16 protein-coding genes are annotated in these 16,214 nt (G+C 68.0%); 13 read left to right on the top strand and 3 right to left on the bottom strand.

Annotated features, from left to right (window positions below; all coding sequences use genetic code 11):
* The first annotated feature begins 32 nt into the window (after positions 1-32).
* The 9 genes from gspE (at position 33) to P5703_RS21375 (ending at position 7,670) form a co-directional block, all read left to right on the top strand.
* The gene (gspE, locus tag P5703_RS21415; RefSeq protein WP_502989189.1) at positions 33-1,523 is read left to right on the top strand and encodes a type II secretion system ATPase GspE; all 1,491 of its coding nucleotides are present in this window, start codon (positions 33-35) and stop codon (positions 1,521-1,523) included.
* Positions 1,524-1,673: 150 nt separating this feature from the next.
* A complete protein-coding gene (gene xcpS / locus P5703_RS21410; protein ID WP_013981326.1) occupies positions 1,674-2,888 on the top strand; it encodes a GspF family T2SS innner membrane protein variant XcpS in 1,215 nt (404 codons plus the stop codon).
* 5 nt (positions 2,889-2,893) lie between these two features.
* Positions 2,894-3,334: a type II secretion system major pseudopilin GspG gene (gspG, locus tag P5703_RS21405; RefSeq protein ID WP_011911373.1), complete on the top strand. Its 441-nt coding sequence runs from the start codon at positions 2,894-2,896 to the stop codon at positions 3,332-3,334.
* A gap of 3 nt (positions 3,335-3,337) precedes the next feature.
* A complete protein-coding gene (gene gspH / locus P5703_RS21400; protein ID WP_017245881.1) occupies positions 3,338-3,907 on the top strand; it encodes a type II secretion system minor pseudopilin GspH in 570 nt (189 codons plus the stop codon).
* On the top strand, positions 3,904-4,320 hold the full coding sequence (gspI, locus tag P5703_RS21395; protein ID WP_014595404.1) for a type II secretion system minor pseudopilin GspI: 417 nt from the start codon (positions 3,904-3,906) through the stop codon (positions 4,318-4,320). Before gspH ends, gspI begins: the two co-directional genes overlap by 4 nt.
* On the top strand, positions 4,320-5,033 hold the full coding sequence (gene gspJ, locus P5703_RS21390; protein WP_125875800.1) for a type II secretion system minor pseudopilin GspJ: 714 nt from the start codon (positions 4,320-4,322) through the stop codon (positions 5,031-5,033). Before gspI ends, gspJ begins: the two co-directional genes overlap by 1 nt.
* Positions 5,030-6,019 carry a type II secretion system minor pseudopilin GspK gene (gspK, locus tag P5703_RS21385; RefSeq protein WP_013981330.1) on the top strand — a complete coding sequence of 330 codons (990 nt, stop codon included), beginning with the start codon at positions 5,030-5,032 and terminating at the stop codon, positions 6,017-6,019. The genes gspJ and gspK overlap by 4 nt, the downstream gene beginning before the upstream one ends.
* 2 nt (positions 6,020-6,021) lie before the next feature.
* Complete coding sequence (gene gspL, locus P5703_RS21380) at positions 6,022-7,152, top strand: type II secretion system protein GspL (RefSeq protein ID WP_234492696.1); 1,131 nt, start codon at positions 6,022-6,024, stop codon at positions 7,150-7,152.
* The gene (locus P5703_RS21375) at positions 7,152-7,670 is read left to right on the top strand and encodes a type II secretion system protein M (RefSeq protein WP_019407387.1); all 519 of its coding nucleotides are present in this window, start codon (positions 7,152-7,154) and stop codon (positions 7,668-7,670) included. Before gspL ends, P5703_RS21375 begins: the two co-directional genes overlap by 1 nt.
* A 37-nt stretch (positions 7,671-7,707) precedes the next feature.
* Here P5703_RS21375 and P5703_RS21370 read toward each other — a convergent pair whose 3' ends face one another.
* The 3 genes from P5703_RS21370 to P5703_RS21360 form a co-directional block, all read right to left on the bottom strand.
* Positions 7,708-9,111 carry an aminoacyl-tRNA deacylase and HDOD domain-containing protein gene (locus P5703_RS21370; protein WP_285589647.1) on the bottom strand — a complete coding sequence of 468 codons (1,404 nt, stop codon included), beginning with the start codon at positions 9,109-9,111 and terminating at the stop codon, positions 7,708-7,710.
* Between the two features lie 75 nt (positions 9,112-9,186).
* The gene (gene recG / locus P5703_RS21365; protein ID WP_151320511.1) at positions 9,187-11,259 is read right to left on the bottom strand and encodes an ATP-dependent DNA helicase RecG; all 2,073 of its coding nucleotides are present in this window, start codon (positions 11,257-11,259) and stop codon (positions 9,187-9,189) included.
* Between the two features lie 4 nt (positions 11,260-11,263).
* Positions 11,264-12,184, bottom strand: coding sequence for a hydrogen peroxide-inducible genes activator (locus tag P5703_RS21360; RefSeq protein ID WP_013981335.1), 921 nt, complete (start codon positions 12,182-12,184; stop codon positions 11,264-11,266).
* Positions 12,185-12,315: 131 nt separating this feature from the next.
* Between P5703_RS21360 and P5703_RS21355 the strand changes: the two genes are divergently transcribed.
* The 4 genes from P5703_RS21355 (at position 12,316) to P5703_RS21340 (ending at position 16,161) form a co-directional block, all read left to right on the top strand.
* Entirely contained in the window at positions 12,316-13,176 is an 861-nt protein-coding gene (locus tag P5703_RS21355) for an NAD-dependent epimerase/dehydratase family protein (protein ID WP_019407389.1), read from the top strand.
* A gap of 183 nt (positions 13,177-13,359) precedes the next feature.
* On the top strand, positions 13,360-14,532 hold the full coding sequence (locus tag P5703_RS21350; RefSeq protein WP_011911384.1) for a zinc-dependent alcohol dehydrogenase: 1,173 nt from the start codon (positions 13,360-13,362) through the stop codon (positions 14,530-14,532).
* 59 nt (positions 14,533-14,591) lie between these two features.
* Entirely contained in the window at positions 14,592-15,110 is a 519-nt protein-coding gene (locus tag P5703_RS21345) for a hypothetical protein (RefSeq protein WP_045158144.1), read from the top strand.
* Positions 15,111-15,228: 118 nt separating this feature from the next.
* The gene (locus tag P5703_RS21340) at positions 15,229-16,161 is read left to right on the top strand and encodes an AEC family transporter (protein ID WP_011911386.1); all 933 of its coding nucleotides are present in this window, start codon (positions 15,229-15,231) and stop codon (positions 16,159-16,161) included.
* The last annotated feature ends 53 nt before the right edge of the window (positions 16,162-16,214 follow it).

Raw genomic sequence — 16,214 nt, 5'->3', positions numbered from 1 at the left:
GCTGCACGATGCCCGAACTCGATGTGAACGAGATGACCGCGCTGCTCGAGCCACCAGCCCAGCGCCGCCTGCCGTTCGCCTTTGCTCGTCGCCACGGCGTGCTGCTGCTCGAGCGCGGCGGCGAGCTGCGCCTCGGCCTGCGCGAGGGCGCCGCACTGACGGCGGTGCAGGAGGCGCAGCGGGTGGTCGGCATGCGCCTGCCCATGCAGTGGCTGGCCCAGGCGGATTTCGACCAGGCCCTCGGTGCGGCGTACCAGCATGATTCGTCGGCGGCGATGCTGATGGTCGAGGGGCTGGGCAACGACCTCGACCTGGCCAGTCTGGCCGACCAGATCCAGGAAACCGAGGACCTGCTGGAGCAGGAGGACGATGCGCCGATCATCCGCCTGATCAATGCGATCCTTGGCGAGGCGATTGCCGAGAACGCCTCGGATATCCATATCGAAACCTTCGAGAAGCGCCTGGTGATCCGCTTTCGCGTCGACGGCATTCTCCGCGAAGTGGTGCAGCCCAAGCGCGAGCTGGCGGCGCTGCTGGTCTCGCGGATCAAGGTCATGGCCAAGCTGGACATCGCCGAGAAGCGCATCCCGCAGGACGGGCGTATCTCGCTGCGGGTCGGCGGTCGCGAGGTGGACATCCGCGTTTCCACGCTGCCCTCGGCCAATGGCGAGCGGGTGGTACTGCGCCTGCTGGACAAGCAGGCCGGGCGCCTGACTCTGCGCCACCTGGGGATGAACGAGCAGGACCGCCGCCAGCTGGAGCAGGCGGTGAAGAAGCCCCACGGCATCATCCTGGTTACCGGCCCCACCGGTTCGGGCAAGACCACCACACTCTATGCCGCGCTGACGACCCTCAACGACCGTACGCGCAACATCCTCACCGTCGAGGATCCCATCGAGTACCACCTCGAAGGCATCGGCCAGACCCAGGTCAACACCAAGGTCGACATGACCTTCGCCCGCGGCCTGCGCGCCATCCTGCGTCAGGACCCGGACGTGGTGATGGTCGGCGAGATCCGCGACCAGGAAACCGCCGACATGGCCGTGCAGGCCTCGCTCACCGGTCACCTGGTGCTCTCCACGCTGCACACCAACAGCGCCATTGGCGCCGTCACGCGCCTGGTGGACATGGGCGTCGAGCCGTTTCTGATCTCCTCGTCGCTGCTCGGCGTGCTGGCCCAGCGCCTCGTGCGGGTGCTGTGTAATGACTGCAAACGCGCCTACAACGCCGATGCCGCCGAGTGCGAGCTGCTCGGCGTCAGTCCGGCCGAGGCGCCGACGCTGTACCACGCCGAAGGCTGCGAGCAATGCCGTGGCCTCGGCTACCGCGGGCGTACCGGCATCTATGAGCTGGTGCTGTTCGACGACACCCTGCGCACCATGGTGCACACCCGCGCCAGCGAGCAGGACATGCTGCGCCATGCCCGTGAGCTGGGCCCGAGCATCCGCGAGGACGGGCTGCGCAAGGTGCGCGAGGGGGTGACCACCATCGAGGAAGTGCTGAGGGTGACGCGTGAGGAGTGAGGGGATGAGGTTGATTCCGACGCGCCTGCAGAGGCATCCGCAGCCTGACCGACGTCGCATGGTGGCGCCATTCGCGGCCGCTCCCTCGGCTGTGCGGTATCTGTGTAGAGGCGCTCTCGACCGCGGATCGCCGCTGTTGGAGACCGCCTGATGGCTGCCTTCGAATACCTCGCCCTCGACCCCCGTGGCCGTGAGCAGAAGGGCCTGATCGAGGCCGACAGCCCGCGTCAGGCGCGGCAGTTGCTGCGCGAGAAGCAGTGGGCGCCGCTGGAGGTGAAGCAGGCCAAGTCCAAGGAAGACGTCAGCCGTGGCGGCTTCAGTTTCGGCCGCGGCCTGTCGGCGCGTGATCTGGCATTGGTCACCCGGCAGCTGGCGACGCTGGTGCAGGCCGCGCTGCCCATCGAGGAAGCCCTGCGCGCGGCGGCCGCGCAGTCCACCTCGGCGAAGATCAAGTCGATGCTGCTGGCGGTGCGCGCGCGGGTGATGGAAGGCCACAGCCTGGCCGCGGCACTGCGCGAATATCCGTCGGCCTTTCCCGAGCTTTACCGCGCCACCGTGGCGGCCGGGGAGCACGCCGGCCATCTCGGGCTGGTGCTCGACCAGCTGGCCGACTACACCGACCAGCGTCAGCAATCGCGGCAGAAGATCCAGCTGGCGCTGCTTTATCCGGTGATCCTGATGGTCGCCTCGCTGGCCATCGTCGTGCTGCTGCTCGGCTACGTGGTGCCGGACGTGGTCAAGGTATTCGTCAACACGGGGCAGGAACTGCCGGCGCTGACCCGCGGGCTGATCGCCACCAGCGACGTGGTGAAGAACTGGGGCTGGCTGATCGTGCTCGGCCTTGTCGGCGCGTTCCTGGCCATGCGTGCGGCCCTGCGCGACCCGGCGCTGCGCCTGCGCTGGCATGCGTTCATCCTGCGGATACCGCTGATCGGTCGGCTGAGCCGGGCGACCAATACCGCGCGCTTCGCCTCCACCCTGGCGATCCTGACGCGCAGCGGCGTGCCGCTGGTGGAAGCGCTGTCCATCGCCGCTGCGGTGATCGCCAACCTGCGCATCCGCGAGCGGGTGGTGGAGGCGGCGCAGAAGGTGCGCGAGGGCAGCAGCCTGACCCGTGCGCTGGATGCCACCGGGGAATTCCCGCCGATGATGCTGCACATGATCGCCAGCGGGGAGAAATCCGGTGAACTGGATCAGATGCTGGCGCGAACCGCGCGCAATCAGGAGAACGACCTGGCCGCCCAGGTGTCTCTGCTGGTCGGCCTGTTCGAGCCGTTCATGCTGGTGTTCATGGGGGCGGTGGTGCTGGTCATCGTGCTGGCCATCCTGATGCCGATCCTCTCTCTCAACCAACTGGTGGGTTAACGACCATGACAACAAGACTGCAGCGCCGCACCCAGGGCGGTTTCACCCTTATCGAGATCATGGTGGTGGTGGTCATCCTCGGCATTCTCGCCGCGCTGGTGGTGCCGCAGGTGATGAGCCGGCCGGACCAGGCCAAGGTCACCGTGGCCAAGGGCGACATCAAGGCCATCGCCGCCGCGCTGGACATGTACAAGCTGGACAATTTCGCCTACCCGAGCACCCAGCAGGGGCTGGACGCATTGGTGAAGAAGCCTTCCGGCAACCCGCAGCCGAAGAACTGGAACCGCGACGGTTACCTCAAGCGTCTGCCGAAGGACCCATGGGGCAACGACTACCAGTACCTGTCGCCGGGCACCCAGGGCCAGTTCGACCTGTATTCCTTCGGTGCCGACGGCAAGCCCGGCGGCAGCGATCTCAACGCCGATATCGGGAACTGGGACCTGTAATCGATGCGGCAGCGCGCCCGCGCCTTCACGCTGATCGAGCTGCTGGTGGTGATCGTCCTGCTGGGCATTCTGGTCAGCGTGGCGGTGCTCAGCGTCGGTGGATCCAGTACCTCGCGCGAGCTGCGTGACGAGGCGCGGCGGCTGGCGGCGCTGATCGGCGTGATGAGCGACGAGGCGGTGCTCGACAGCCGCGAGTACGGTCTGCTGATCAACAGCGAGGGGTATCGCGTGCTGCGCTATGACGAGACGGCCATGCGCTGGTTGGAGGTCGAGCGGCGCAAGACGCACAAGGTGCCGGCGTGGATGCGTCTGGATCTGGAACTGGACGGCACGCCGCTTGAACTGGTGGCGCCGGCCCGGCGTGAGGACGACCGTGCAGGGCTGTCGCGCGAGGGCGAGCGGACTGAACGGCGCGCACCGCAACTGGAGCCTCAGTTGCTGATACTGTCCAGCGGCGAGCTGTCGCCGTTCAGTCTGCGCCTGTCCGAGCGCAAGCCGGGCGGTGGCACCTGGCTGATCGCCAGCGACGGCTTCCGCCTGCCCGAGGCCGAGCCGCTCGGAGAGCGGCGATGAGAGTATCTCTGGCCAGGGCCGGCCGCGGTTTTACCTTGCTCGAAGTGCTGGTGGCGCTGGCAATCTTCGCCAGCGTATCGGCCGTGGTGCTCACCGCCGCCGGGCGCAGCCTGAGCAATGCCGGGCGGCTGGAAGAACTGACCCTGGCCGGCTGGATCGCCGACAACCGCATCAGCGAGCTGCAGTTGCAACAGGTTCCGCCTGCCATCGGCCGCGAGACGCGGGAACTGGAGTTCGGCGGCCGCCAGTGGCAGACCCTCAGCGAGGTCGAGGCCAGCGCCGACCCGGGCCTGCTGCGCGTCACCGTCTGGGTCGCGCTGCAGACACCGCGCGCTCGCAGCGGCTCGCTGGCCGAGCGCGCGGTCACCAGCCTGACCGGCTTCATCGGCGTCGAGCCGGGAGCCGCGCCCTGATGATCGATCGCATGCGCGCCGACGCCGGCTTCACCCTGCTGGAACTGCTGATCGCCATCGCCCTGTTCGCGCTGCTGGGGCTGGGCACCTATCGCATGCTCGAAGCGGTGTTGCAGAGCGATGAGGCGGTGCGTGCCCAGGAACTGCAGCTGCGTGAGCTGAGCCGGGCGGTGTGGGCATTCGAACGTGACCTGCAGCAGGTGGTCGGGCGGCCGATCCGCGACGGTTTCGGCGACGAGCGCAGTGCCTTGATCGGCCAGCTGGGTGGTGAGGATGGCGCGCCGGTACTGGAGTTGACCCGCGCCGGCTGGCGCAACCCCACCGGCCTGCGCCGTGCCAACCTGCAGCGGGTGCGCTGGCGACTGGCCAGCGACAACCTCGAGCGCGTCTACTGGGTGGTGCTGGACCGCGACATCGACAGCGAACCGCGCGTGCAGCGCGTGCTGGACAACGTCCAGGGCCTGCAGCTGCGCTACCTCGACGAGGAGGCCGTGTGGCACGAGGAATGGCCGCCGTTCGATTTCGGCCGCGGCAGCCCGGAGAACGCCGCCGAACGCCTGCCGGTCGCCGTGGAGCTGAGTGTCGATCACGCCCGCTACGGCCGCATCACCCGTCTGCTGCGCCTGCCCGATGCCGCCGAGCAGACGATGCAGCAGGCATTGCCCGGCGCCGAGGGTGTGCCCGAGCCGTTCGAAGGGGAGCTGCCGCAATGAGTCGTCAGCGCGGCGTGGCGCTGATCACCGTGCTGCTGGTGGTGGCCATCGTCACCGTGGTCAGCGCGGCAATGGTGGCGCGCCAGCAGCTGAGCATCCGCGCCACCAGCAATCAGTTGCAGGCGCGTCAGGCCTGGCATTACGCGCTGGGCGGCGAGGCGCTGGCGCAGGCTATCCTGGCCCGTGACCTGCGGTCCGCTGCCGGTGCTGACCCGGGCGCCAGTGGTGAGGCAGCGGCCGTCGATCATTTGCTGGAACCCTGGGCCCAGCCGCTGCCGGCGTTCGAAATCGACCAGGGCGAGATCCTCGTGCGCATCGAGGATATGGCCGGGCGCTTCAACCTCAACGACCTGCTGCGCGATCAGCAGCCCAACCCGGCTGCCGTCGAGCAGTTCCGCCGGCTGCTGCTGCGCCTGCAGATCAGTGCGCCCTATCCGGAGCGCCTGCTCGACTGGCTCGACCCCGACCAGCAGCCCAGTGGCGAGCTGGGCGCCGAAGACAACGCCTACCTCAGCCTCGACCCGCCGTATCGCAGCGCCGGACGCCGGCTCCACGACCTCTCCGAGCTGCGCCTGCTGCTGGACATGCGCGAGGAGGATTTCCAGCGACTGGCGCCCTACGTGGCCGCGCTGCCGAGTGGCGTGCCATTGAACGTCAACACCGCCAGCGCGATGGTGCTCTCCAGCCTCAGCGACAACCTCAGCCTGGGTGCCGCCGAGTCGCTGGTCGAGCTGCGGCGCAGCGCGCCGTTTCGCAACAGCGCCGCCTTCCTCGCGCAGCCGGCCATGGCCGGAACCACGCTGCAGGGCACTGCGCTGGCGGTTGGCAGTCAATTCTTCCAGGCCACCAGCGAAGTGCGCCTGGGCGACCGCCGGCTGGCGCTGGTCAGCCTGCTGCAACGTGAGCAGGACGGCAGCGTCCGCGTGCTCGCGCGAAACCTCGGTCAGCCCGCCCGGCTGGCCTCACCGAACCGGAGCAGACCCTAACCATGGATTGCCTTTTCCTGCCCGCCGATTGCCCGGCCCGGCTCTACCCCGAGACCCGCGTGTACTGGCTGCCCAAGGATGAGCCCGGGCGCTGGCAAGCGCTGGGCGACTGCAGCGCGGCCGGCGCCATTAGCCTGATCCTGCCGACGGAGGTCTGCAGCTTCTTCGCCATCAGTCTGCCGACCCGCAAGGCGCGCTGGATGCAGCAGGCGCTGGCCTATGCCGCCGAGGAACTGTTGGCCGAGAACGTCGACGAGCTGCATCTGGCCGTGGGCGAGACGCTCCCGGATGGCCGCCAGCGCGTCGTGGCGATCCGCCGCCAGCTGCTGGCCGGCTGGCTGGAGCAGTTGCGCGAACTGGGGCTGCTGATCGTGGCAATCCATGTCGACGCCGACCTGTTGCCGCGCGAGGCGACGCAGCTGCTATTCATCGGCGAGCGCGGCCTGCTCGGTGGCGAAGGCGAGACCCGGCTGGCCTTCGCCGCCGTGGACTGGCCGCAGCTCGCCACGCTCTGCCCGGCACCCTGGCACGCCCAGGGCAACGTGGCCGAGCCGCCGCTGGCACTGGACGACTATCGCCAGCTGGACGACCCCTATGCCTTTCTCGCCGCGCAGCGTGCGGCGGCACTCAACCTCGCCCAGGGCGATTTCGCGGTGGAGGTCGGCAATACCGGCCTCGGTTACTGGAAACCGCTGTTCGCCGCCGCCGGGCTGATCCTGCTGGTGCAGCTGGGCTTCAACCTGGGCCAGGCCTGGTACTTCCAGCGCCAGGGCGACGCCTACGCCGAGGCGAGCCTGGCGCTGTATCGCGAGCTGTTCCCGGAGGACATCCGCATCGTCAACATGCGCGCCCAGTTCGATGATCATCTGGCTCGCGGCAGCGGTGGACAGGCGGGCTTTCTGCGCCTGCTCGATCACGCCGCCGCGGCACTGGAAGACGGCATTCCGGTGACCATCGGCCAGCTCGACTACAACCAGGACCGCGGTGATCTGGCGCTGCAGGTGCAGGCGATGGACTTCGCCACCCTGGAAACCCTGCGCCGGCGCCTGGGCGATGCGGGGCAGAGTGTGCAGCTGGGCTCGGCCAGCCGCGAAGGTGATGGCGTCAGTGCGCGCGTGGTGATCGGAGGCTGATGATGAATCTCAAGCAGCAACTGGCCGTACGTCTTGCCGACTCGCCGCTGTGGCAGCGCTGGCAACGCCTGGCGCCGCGCGAGCGCACCTCGCTGAGCCTGCTCGGCGCCTTTCTGCTCGCCGTGCTGTTCTACCTCTGGCTGTGGCTGCCGGCGCAGCGCCAGGCGGCCGCGGCGCGCGACTACTATCAGGCGCAGCGCGAGCTGCACGCCTACATGGAGCAGAACACCGAACTGGCGCGGCAGATGGAGCGCAGCAATCAGGTCGAACTGGCGCCCGAGCAGCTGCAGGGCGTGATCACCGAAAGCGCGCAGCAGGGCAACCTGTCCATCGAAAGCTTCGACAACGGCAGCGACGGCAGCCTGCAGGTGAGCCTGCCCGGGGCCTCCTATGCCCTGCTGCTGCGCTGGTTCGACACCCTGCAGGGGCAGGGGGTGAGCGTCACTGAGGTCAGCCTGGAGCGCGCCGGCGAGGGGCTGGTCAACGCGCGGGTGAGCTTTCGTGCCGGCAACGGCTGAGGCCGCGGGGCAGCGGCGCCTGCGCGCCGGTAGCCGGTCAGTGCGAGGGGTTGAACTGCATGGCCAGCGCGCGTAGTGCGGCTTCGGCGGCGAGCACCTTGGCAATGGCGTCGTTGGCCTTCTCGCGGGTGATACCCAGGCGATCGAACAGCTGCTGCGGCACCTCGGCGTCCGGCCCGCTGCCGATACCGCGGTTGCGCAGCATGCGCACCGCCAGGCAGACCAGGTTCGGATAGGCCGCATCCTCGCCGTCATAGCCCGGGTCGTTCTGGAAGCGCAGGGCGGCCGCCAGTTCTTCGGGCATGCCCCACAGGCGCATCAGCCAGGCGCCGATCTGTTCGCGGGTGATGCCCAGCAAATGCTGCTCGACATGGTCGTGCGAAAGGTGCGGATTGGCCTCCAGGTGGCGGCAGATCAGCGAGAAATGCGGCGGGAAGACGTGCGCCAGCACCAGATAGCCGAAGTTGTGCAGCAGCCCGGCGAGGTAGCTCAGGCCCGGCTCCGGGCGTTGCTCGCGGGGGATGGCGCGGGTCAGTCCCTCGATCACCGCGGCTGTGTAGATCGCCTGCTGCCAGTAGGGCGTGGCGTCCTGCGGCTTGTCGTTCGGCAGGCTGATGGTCTTGCCCAGGGCCAGACCGAGAGCCAGGTTGATCACCAGATCGAAACCGAGCACGCGGACGATGGCGTCTTCCACCGAGCGGATACGCCCGGGTGCGGCGTAGTAGGGCGAGGCCGCCCAGCTGATCACCTGCGCCGCCAGTGCCGGGTCGGTTTCCACCACGCCGGTGATGTCGTCGACGGTGGCCTCGGGGTTGACCCGCAGCTTGATGATCTTCTGCGCCGTATGCGGCAGCGGCGGAATCTCGATGGTCTCTTCCAGGCGCTTCTGGATGCGCCGCGCGGTGAAGCTCTGCACCGCCTGGCTGATCTCCGCGCGGTCGTCGTGCGGGCGGTCCAGGTTCGGCCGGATGCTGCTCAGCGGCACGGCGAAGCTACCGGCGCTGGCCTTGCTCAGCAGACGCTTGAAGTCGCCACTGCTGACCTCCACCAGCAGGCCAGGCTGGCCGGATTCCAGCAGCAGCCGGGGCTGCTGCATCAGGCACTCTTCGTACAGGCAGGGCGAACTGGTCAGCGGCGGCAGACCGGGCAGGCGGCTCAGCTCGTGCTTGGCGAGCATGCGTGCCAGCCGCTCCGGCTTGACCGCAGCCAGCTCGCGGCCGGTGAGTTCGGCCAGTCGGGCAAGGTCGAGCAGATGATCCTGCGGGAAGAGCACCAGCATCGCGCCGATGCTATCGTCCAGCAGCACCGCCTGCACCCGCTGCGCAGCGGGAAAATTGGGGCGATCGCGCTGGATCTGGTAGTCCACACCGAGGTCTTTCAACAGCTTGGTGATCAGCAGGGGCAGTTCGGAGCAGCTTTCGGTGTCGACAGCAGTATTCATAAGCGGACCTGTTGTAGTGACCTGCCGGAGTATAGCGAAGCCGTCACGCGTGGACGCTGCGGCGACGGATGGTTGTCATACCTGGCCGTATTCCTGGCCGTGACGCAGCCAGCGCTCGAGCAGCGGGCTGACGTGCTGCGGCCAGCGTGCCAGCAGTGTCTGGGCGGCGTCGCGCACCGCCGGTAGCAGCTCGGCGTCGCGCATCAGGTCGGCGACCTTGAACTGCAGGAGGCCGGTCTGACGAGTACCGAGCATCTCGCCGGGGCCGCGCAGCTCCAGGTCCTTTTCGGCAATCAGGAAGCCGTCGCAGGTTTCGCGCATGATCGCCAGGCGTTCGCGGCCCAGCTGCGACAGCGGTGGGTGGTAGAGCAGCACGCAGTGGCTCGCCGCGCTGCCGCGGCCGACCCGTCCGCGCAGCTGATGCAGCTGCGCCAGGCCCAAGCGTTCGGGGTTCTCGATGATCATCAGGCTGGCGTTGGGCACGTCGACGCCCACCTCGATGACGGTGGTGGCCACCAGCAGCTGCAGTTCGCCGCGCTTGAACTGCTCCATCACCGCGGCCTTCTCGGCCGGCTTCATGCGCCCGTGGATCAGTCCCACGCGCAGCCCGACGAGCGCCGCGGAAAGGTCCTCGAACGTGGTTTCCGCGGCCTGGCAGGTGAGTTCCTCGGATTCCTCGATCAGCGTGCATACCCAGTAGGCCTGGCGGCCCTCGTTGCAGGCGATGCGCACCCGCTCGATGACTTCCAGGCGCCGGCTGTCGGCGATCACCAGGGTATTCACCGGCGTACGTCCCGGCGGCAGCTCGTCGAGGATCGAGGTATCGAGGTCGGCATAGGCGCTCATCGCCAGGGTCCGAGGAATAGGCGTGGCGGTCATGATCAGCTGATGCGGGCAGAGCCGGCCGTCGATGCCCTTCTGGCGCAGGGCCAGGCGCTGCTGCACGCCGAAGCGGTGCTGCTCGTCGATGATCACCAGGGCCAGGCGCTTGAAGACCACCTCGTCCTGGAACAGCGCATGGGTGCCGACCACCATCGGGCAGCCGCCGGCGATCTGCTCCAGCGCCGCGGCGCGGGCCTTGCCCTTGAGCTTGCCGGCCAGCCAGGCGACCTCGATGCCAAGCGGTTCCAGCCACTTGCTGAAGTTGAGAAAGTGCTGCTCGGCGAGGATTTCCGTCGGCGCCATCAGCGCCACCTGATAGCCGGCTTCCAGTGCCTGCAGCGCAGCAAGGGCGGCGACCACGGTCTTGCCGGCACCGACGTCGCCCTGCACCAGGCGCAGCATGGGTTCGTCCTGGGCCAGGTCATAGGCGATCTCGGCGCCGACGCGCTGCTGCGCGCCAGTGGGGCTGAAGCCGAGGTTGGCGAGAAAGCGCTGCGGCAGCCTTTTCGCCGGCGGCAGTTGTGGTGCCTGCTGGGCGCGTATCCGCTCGCGCAGGCGCTGCAGCGACAGCTGATGGGTCAGCAGCTCTTCGAAGGCCAGGCGATGCTGGGCCCAGTGGCGGCCCTCGGCGAGCTCCTCCAGATCGGCGTCCGGTGGCGGCCGGTGCAGGTAGCGCAGGGCCTGATCCAGCGGGCCGAGCCGGTACTCGCGGGCCAGCTCCGCCGGCAGCCAGTCCGGCAAACTGTGCGGGCCGAGTCGGCTCAGCGCCTGCTCGCTGAGGTTGCGCAGGCGCTGTTGGGTCAGGCCCTCGGTGGTCGGGTAGATCGGCGTCAGGGTCTGTTCCACCGGCGCCGGCTCGCCGGTCAGCGCGCGGTACTCGGGATGGTAGATCTCCAGTCCCGAGGCCCCGGGACGGGCTTCGCCGTAGCAGCGCAGCTGGGTGCCGCGCTTCATCGCTTCTTTTTGCGCCTGACTGAAATGATAGAAGCGCAGGCTCAGCGTGCCGCTGCCGTCCTGCAGGCGCACCAGCAGGCTGCGCCGACGGCCCATGACGATATCCGCGCCGGCGACGATGCCTTCGATCACCGCGTCCTGCCCCGGTCTCAGCGAGCCGATGGGCACCACGCGGGTGCGGTCCTGGTAGCGCAGCGGCAGGTGGAAAAGCACGTCCTGCAGGGTTTCCAGGCCGACCCTGGCCAGCTTTTCTGCCAGCGCGGCGCCGACGCCCTTGAGTGCGGTGACCGGAATGGTCGCCAGTTCGCTCATGGCCTCAGGCTTTCGCCGACGGCGGCTTGCCTACCGAACACAGGCGGATCGAGTCGGCGAGGATCTCGATGGCCTTGGGCCGCGGGAAGCTGGCACGCCAGGCGATCGCCACGGTGCGGAACGGCACCGGCGGCGTCAGCGGGCGGATCTCCAGCACGCCGGGGGAGTAGTGATGGCTCTCTACCGCCGACAACGGCAGGATCGACACACCCAGGCCCGAGGCGACCATGTGGCGGATGGTTTCCAGCGAGCTGGATTCCACCGTGGTATGGCTGGCCGCTTCGCCCTTGCGCACGGTCGGGCAGGCCTCGAGCACCTGGTCGCGGAAGCAGTGCCCCTCGCCGAGCAGCAGCAGGCTCTTGTCGTTGAGCATCTCCGCGTCGATGGTTTCCTTGGCGGTCCAGGGATGGTCGGCGGGCATCAGCACGTAGAACGGCTCGTCATACAGCGGCTTGGTCAGCACATCGGCTTCCTGGAACGGCAGCGCGATGATGATCGCGTCCAGCTCGCCGGTGCGCAGCTTGTCGCGCAGGACGTGGGTGAAGTTCTCTTCGATGTACAGCGGCATGTCCGGCGCCACGCGGTGCAGCTGCGGGATCAGGTGCGGGAACATGTAGGGGCCGACGGTATAGATGGCACCGACCTTGAGCGGTGCGGCCAGCTGGTTCTTGCCGACCTGGGCCAGCTCGCGAATGCTCTGCGCCTGCTCCAGCACCTTCTGCGCCTGGGTGACGATGCCTTCGCCCACGGGGGTCAGGCGCACGGCGCTCTTGGTGCGTTCGAAGATCAGTACACCCAGCTCGTCCTCGAGCTTCTTCACGCCAACCGAAAGGGTCGGCTGACTGACGTGGCAGCGCTCGGCGGCACGGCCGAAGTGCTGTTCCTGGGCGAGGGTGACGATGTAGCGCAGTTCGGTCAGAGTCATAGTCAGCATCCATCAGATTGCCGGCAAGCATAGCCTTTTGCGTAGCCCTTAACCAACCAGTGGCATGCGTGGAAAGCCGGTACACTCCAATGCATACGGCCCGCGTTCGGGTACCACTGAGGGAGCAGAAGATGGGCAAGCGCCTTAGCGTATTGATCGCCGGTTGCGGCGACGTGGGCAGTCGTCTGGGCCTGCAGCTCGGCCGTGACGGCTGGCGGGTGTACGGTCTGCGGCGCAACGCCGCCGAGCTGCCGGTGCCGATCCTGCCGGTCAAGGGCGACCTGACCGATCCCACCTGTCCGCGCTGCTGGCCCAACGGCGGGCTGGATTATCTGGTCTATGCCGCGTCCGCCACCGAGCATGATGAGGCCGGCTATCGCCAGGCCTATGTCGAGGGGCTGCGCAACGTGCTTCGCTGGCTGCGACAGCATGAACAGCAGCCGCGCCGTCTGCTGTTCGTTTCCAGCACCGGCGTCTATGCCCAGCGCGACGGCGAATGGATCGACGAGGATTCGCCCACCGAGCCGACCGGCTTCACCGGGCAGGTAATGCTCGAGGCCGAGCAACTGGCCCTCGGCTGCGGCCTGCCGGTCACCTGCGTGCGCATGGGCGGGCTGTACGACCCGAGTCGCCCCTGGCTGCAGAACCAGGTGCGTGCCGGCCTGCGGGTCGAGCGCGATCCGCCGCAGTACAGCAACCGCATTCACCGCGACGATGCCGCCGCGCTGCTGGCCTTCCTGCTGCAGGCGGACGCCAGCGGCACCGCGTTGCAGCCCTGCTACCTGGGGGTCGACGACGAGCCGGCGCCGCTGCACGAGGTGGTCGACTGGCTGCGCGAGCGGCTGGGTGTCACCCACTGGGCCGAGCAGAGCATGACCCGACGCGCCGGCAGCAAGCGCTGCAGCAACGCCCGCGCCCGCGCGCTGGGCTGGAAGCCGAGGTTCGCCAGTTACCGCGACGGCTATGCCTCGCTCGGGCGCAATCGGCACTAGTCAGCCGCCGTTGCGCTCGTGTTCTGGCGGTGCGGCGGGCATGCATCCCGTCGGTAACCGGGCACTCTCGTGCGGCGCTGCTTACTAAAACCTTGACAGCACGCCGCACCGACAGAGGAGCAACAGCGAGGCAGAAGGAGAATCACCGAGACGGCGTTTCCGAAACCCGACAGGAGATTGTCCATGAGAGCCCTTCGCTGGCACGGCAAGCACGACATCCGCTGCGACAACCACGTCCCCGATCCCTCCATCGAAGACCCGCGCGACGCCATCATCAAGGTCAGTTCCTGCGCCATCTGCGGCTCCGACCTGCACCTGTACGACGGCTTCATGCCCGGCATGCAGCACGGCGACATCATGGGCCACGAGTTCATGGGCGAGGTGATGGAGGTCGGCTCGGCGAACAAGAAGCTCAAGGTCGGCGACCGCGTGGTGGTGCCCTTCACCATCGTCTGCGGCGAATGCGACCAGTGCCGGCGCGGCAATTTCTCGGTCTGCGAGCGTACCAACCGCAACAAGGACATCGCCGACAAGGTGTTCGGCCATACCACCGCCGGGCTTTATGGCTATACCCATCTCACCGGCGGCTATGCCGGCGGCCAGGCCGAGTATGTGCGCGTGCCCTACGCCGATGTCGGCCCGGTGGTGATCCCCAATGGCCTGACCGACGAGCAGGTGCTGTTTCTCGGCGACATCCTGCCCACCGGCTGGCAGGCCGCGGCGCAGTGCGATATCCAGCCCACCGACACGGTGGCGATATGGGGCGCCGGACCGGTCGGCCAGTTCGCCATCCGCAGCGCGATCATGATGGGCGCCGAGCAGGTCATCTGCATCGACAACGTGCCCGAGCGGCTGTCCATGGCCCGCGCCGGCGGCGCCATCACCATCAACTTCGACGAGGAAAGCGTGCTCGAGCGGCTCAAGGAGCTGACCCGCGGCAAGGGTCCGGAGAAGTGCATCGACTCCGTGGGCATGGAGGCGCACGCGGCGCGTTCGATCGATTCGATGTATGACCGCGCCAAGCAGGCGCTGATGCTCGAGAGCGACCGGCCGCACGTGCTGCGCGAAATGATCTACGTCTGCCGCCCGGCCGGGATCATCTCGATTCCCGGCGTCTACGGCGGGCTGATCGACAAGATCCCGTTCGGTGCCGCGATGAACAAGGGCCTGACCTTCCGCATGGGCCAGACCCACGTCAACCGCTGGACTGACGACCTGCTCAACCGCATCCAGGAGGGGCAGATCGATCCGAGCTTCGTCATCACCCACAGCGTCAGCCTCGAGCAGGGCCCGGAGATGTACAAGACCTTCCGCGACAAGCATGACGGCTGCATCAAGGTGGTGCTGAAGCCATGAACCGGTCGCGATCCCTGCAGTAGGGATCGGCCGAGCCACGATATCGAGCGAGGAGTCTTATGAGCATTCCACGTCAAGTCACCCGGCCCAACCATTCGGCGCGCTCGCTGGCGCGGGGACTGGGCTGGTTCAGCATCGGCCTGGGCGTCGTCCAGCTGGTGGCGCCGCGTCAGGTCGCGCGTTTCATCGGCATGCCCGGCAGCGATGGAGTGATCCGTGCCTGCGGTCTGCGCGAAATCGCCACCGGCGTCGGCATTCTGCTGGCGGATGATCCCAAGCCCTGGATCTACGGCCGTATCGGCGGTGACGCGCTGGACCTGGCCGGCCTCGGCTGGAGCATCGAACACGGCAACGAGCCGGCCAATGCGGCCATCGCCGCCGGTGCGGTGGCCGGCATCACCGCACTGGACCTGAGCTGCGCCAAGGGTCTGGATGCCGAACGGGTGCCAGTGGTCGAGTGGGACTACAGCGATCGCAGCGGTTTCCCCGCAGGCACGCAGCAGGCTCGCGGCTGCGTCGAGGCGGAATTCGCTGCGGCCCGCGCCGAACCCAACGGCTACTCGCCCTCGCTGCACTGACGTACTGCGCCGAGCCGGGGCGCCTGCGCTCTCGGTTCGGCGAAGTTTTTGTTAAGGTGGCCGGCAGTTCCGGTCGTCCGCCCGCTGGGCTCAGCGACGACGCTTCAGATGAGAGCCCATGTCTTCGGTCATCAACGTTGTCCTGCCCGTCTTCGCCCTGATCCTGCTCGGCTACCTGTGCCGCCGCAGTGGGCGCATGGGGCCGACCGGCGCTTCGGAACTCAACCGTTTCGTGGTCTGGCTGGGCCTGCCGGCACTGCTGTTCAGCGTGGTCGCCACCTCCACCTGGGAGCAGCTCTGGCAGCCGGGGTTCATCGCCGCCTTCGCCATCGGCTGCCTTGGCGTGTTCGCCTTCACCCTTGCGTATCGCCTGCTGCAGAAGCAGCCGCTGGTCGATGCCAGCCTGGATGCGCTGGGCGCGTCCTATGCCAATACCGGCTATGTCGGGATTCCGCTGTGCATGCTGGTGCTCGGCGACGAGGCACTGCAGCCGGCGATGGTCGCTTCGATCATTGTCGTGTGCGTGCTGTTCGCCATCGCCCTGGCCTGCGTGGAGACCGGGCTGCACGCCGGCCAGGGGCTGCTGCGCACGCTGGGCAAGGTGAGCGGGGCGCTGGTGCGCAATCCCCTGGTGATCGCGCCCATGCTCGGCGCGCTATGGGCTGCCGGCGGTGTACAGCTGCCGGTGCCGCTGGCCACCCTGCTCAAGTTGTTGGGCGCAGCGGCGGCACCCTGTGCGCTGGTCTCGCTGGGCCTGTTCCTCGCCCAGCCACAGCCGGCCGGTCGGGTGCAGGGCGTCTGGCCGCTGGTGGGGTTGAAGCTGGTGGTACAGCCGCTGATCACCTGGTACCTGGCGTTTCAGGTGTTCGAACTACCGACCCTGTGGGCCTATTCGGCGCTGCTGCTGAGTGCGCTACCGACCGGCACCGGGCCGTACATGCTTGCCGAGTTCTATGGCCGCGAGGGCTCGCGGGTATCGCGGGTGGTGCTGTACTCGACGCTCGGCTCGCTGCTGACCCTGTCGCTGATCCTGCTGCTGTTGCCGGTCTGAACTGCGTGCGCTTGCTTGTTGCGTGGATAAGCCTGGCGGGGTTATCCACGGGC

Source organism: Stutzerimonas sp. FeSN7 (assembly GCF_030263795.1).
Classification (GTDB): Bacteria; Pseudomonadota; Gammaproteobacteria; order Pseudomonadales; family Pseudomonadaceae; genus Stutzerimonas; species Stutzerimonas stutzeri.
This window is presented reverse-complemented; position numbering and strand designations above follow the sequence as displayed.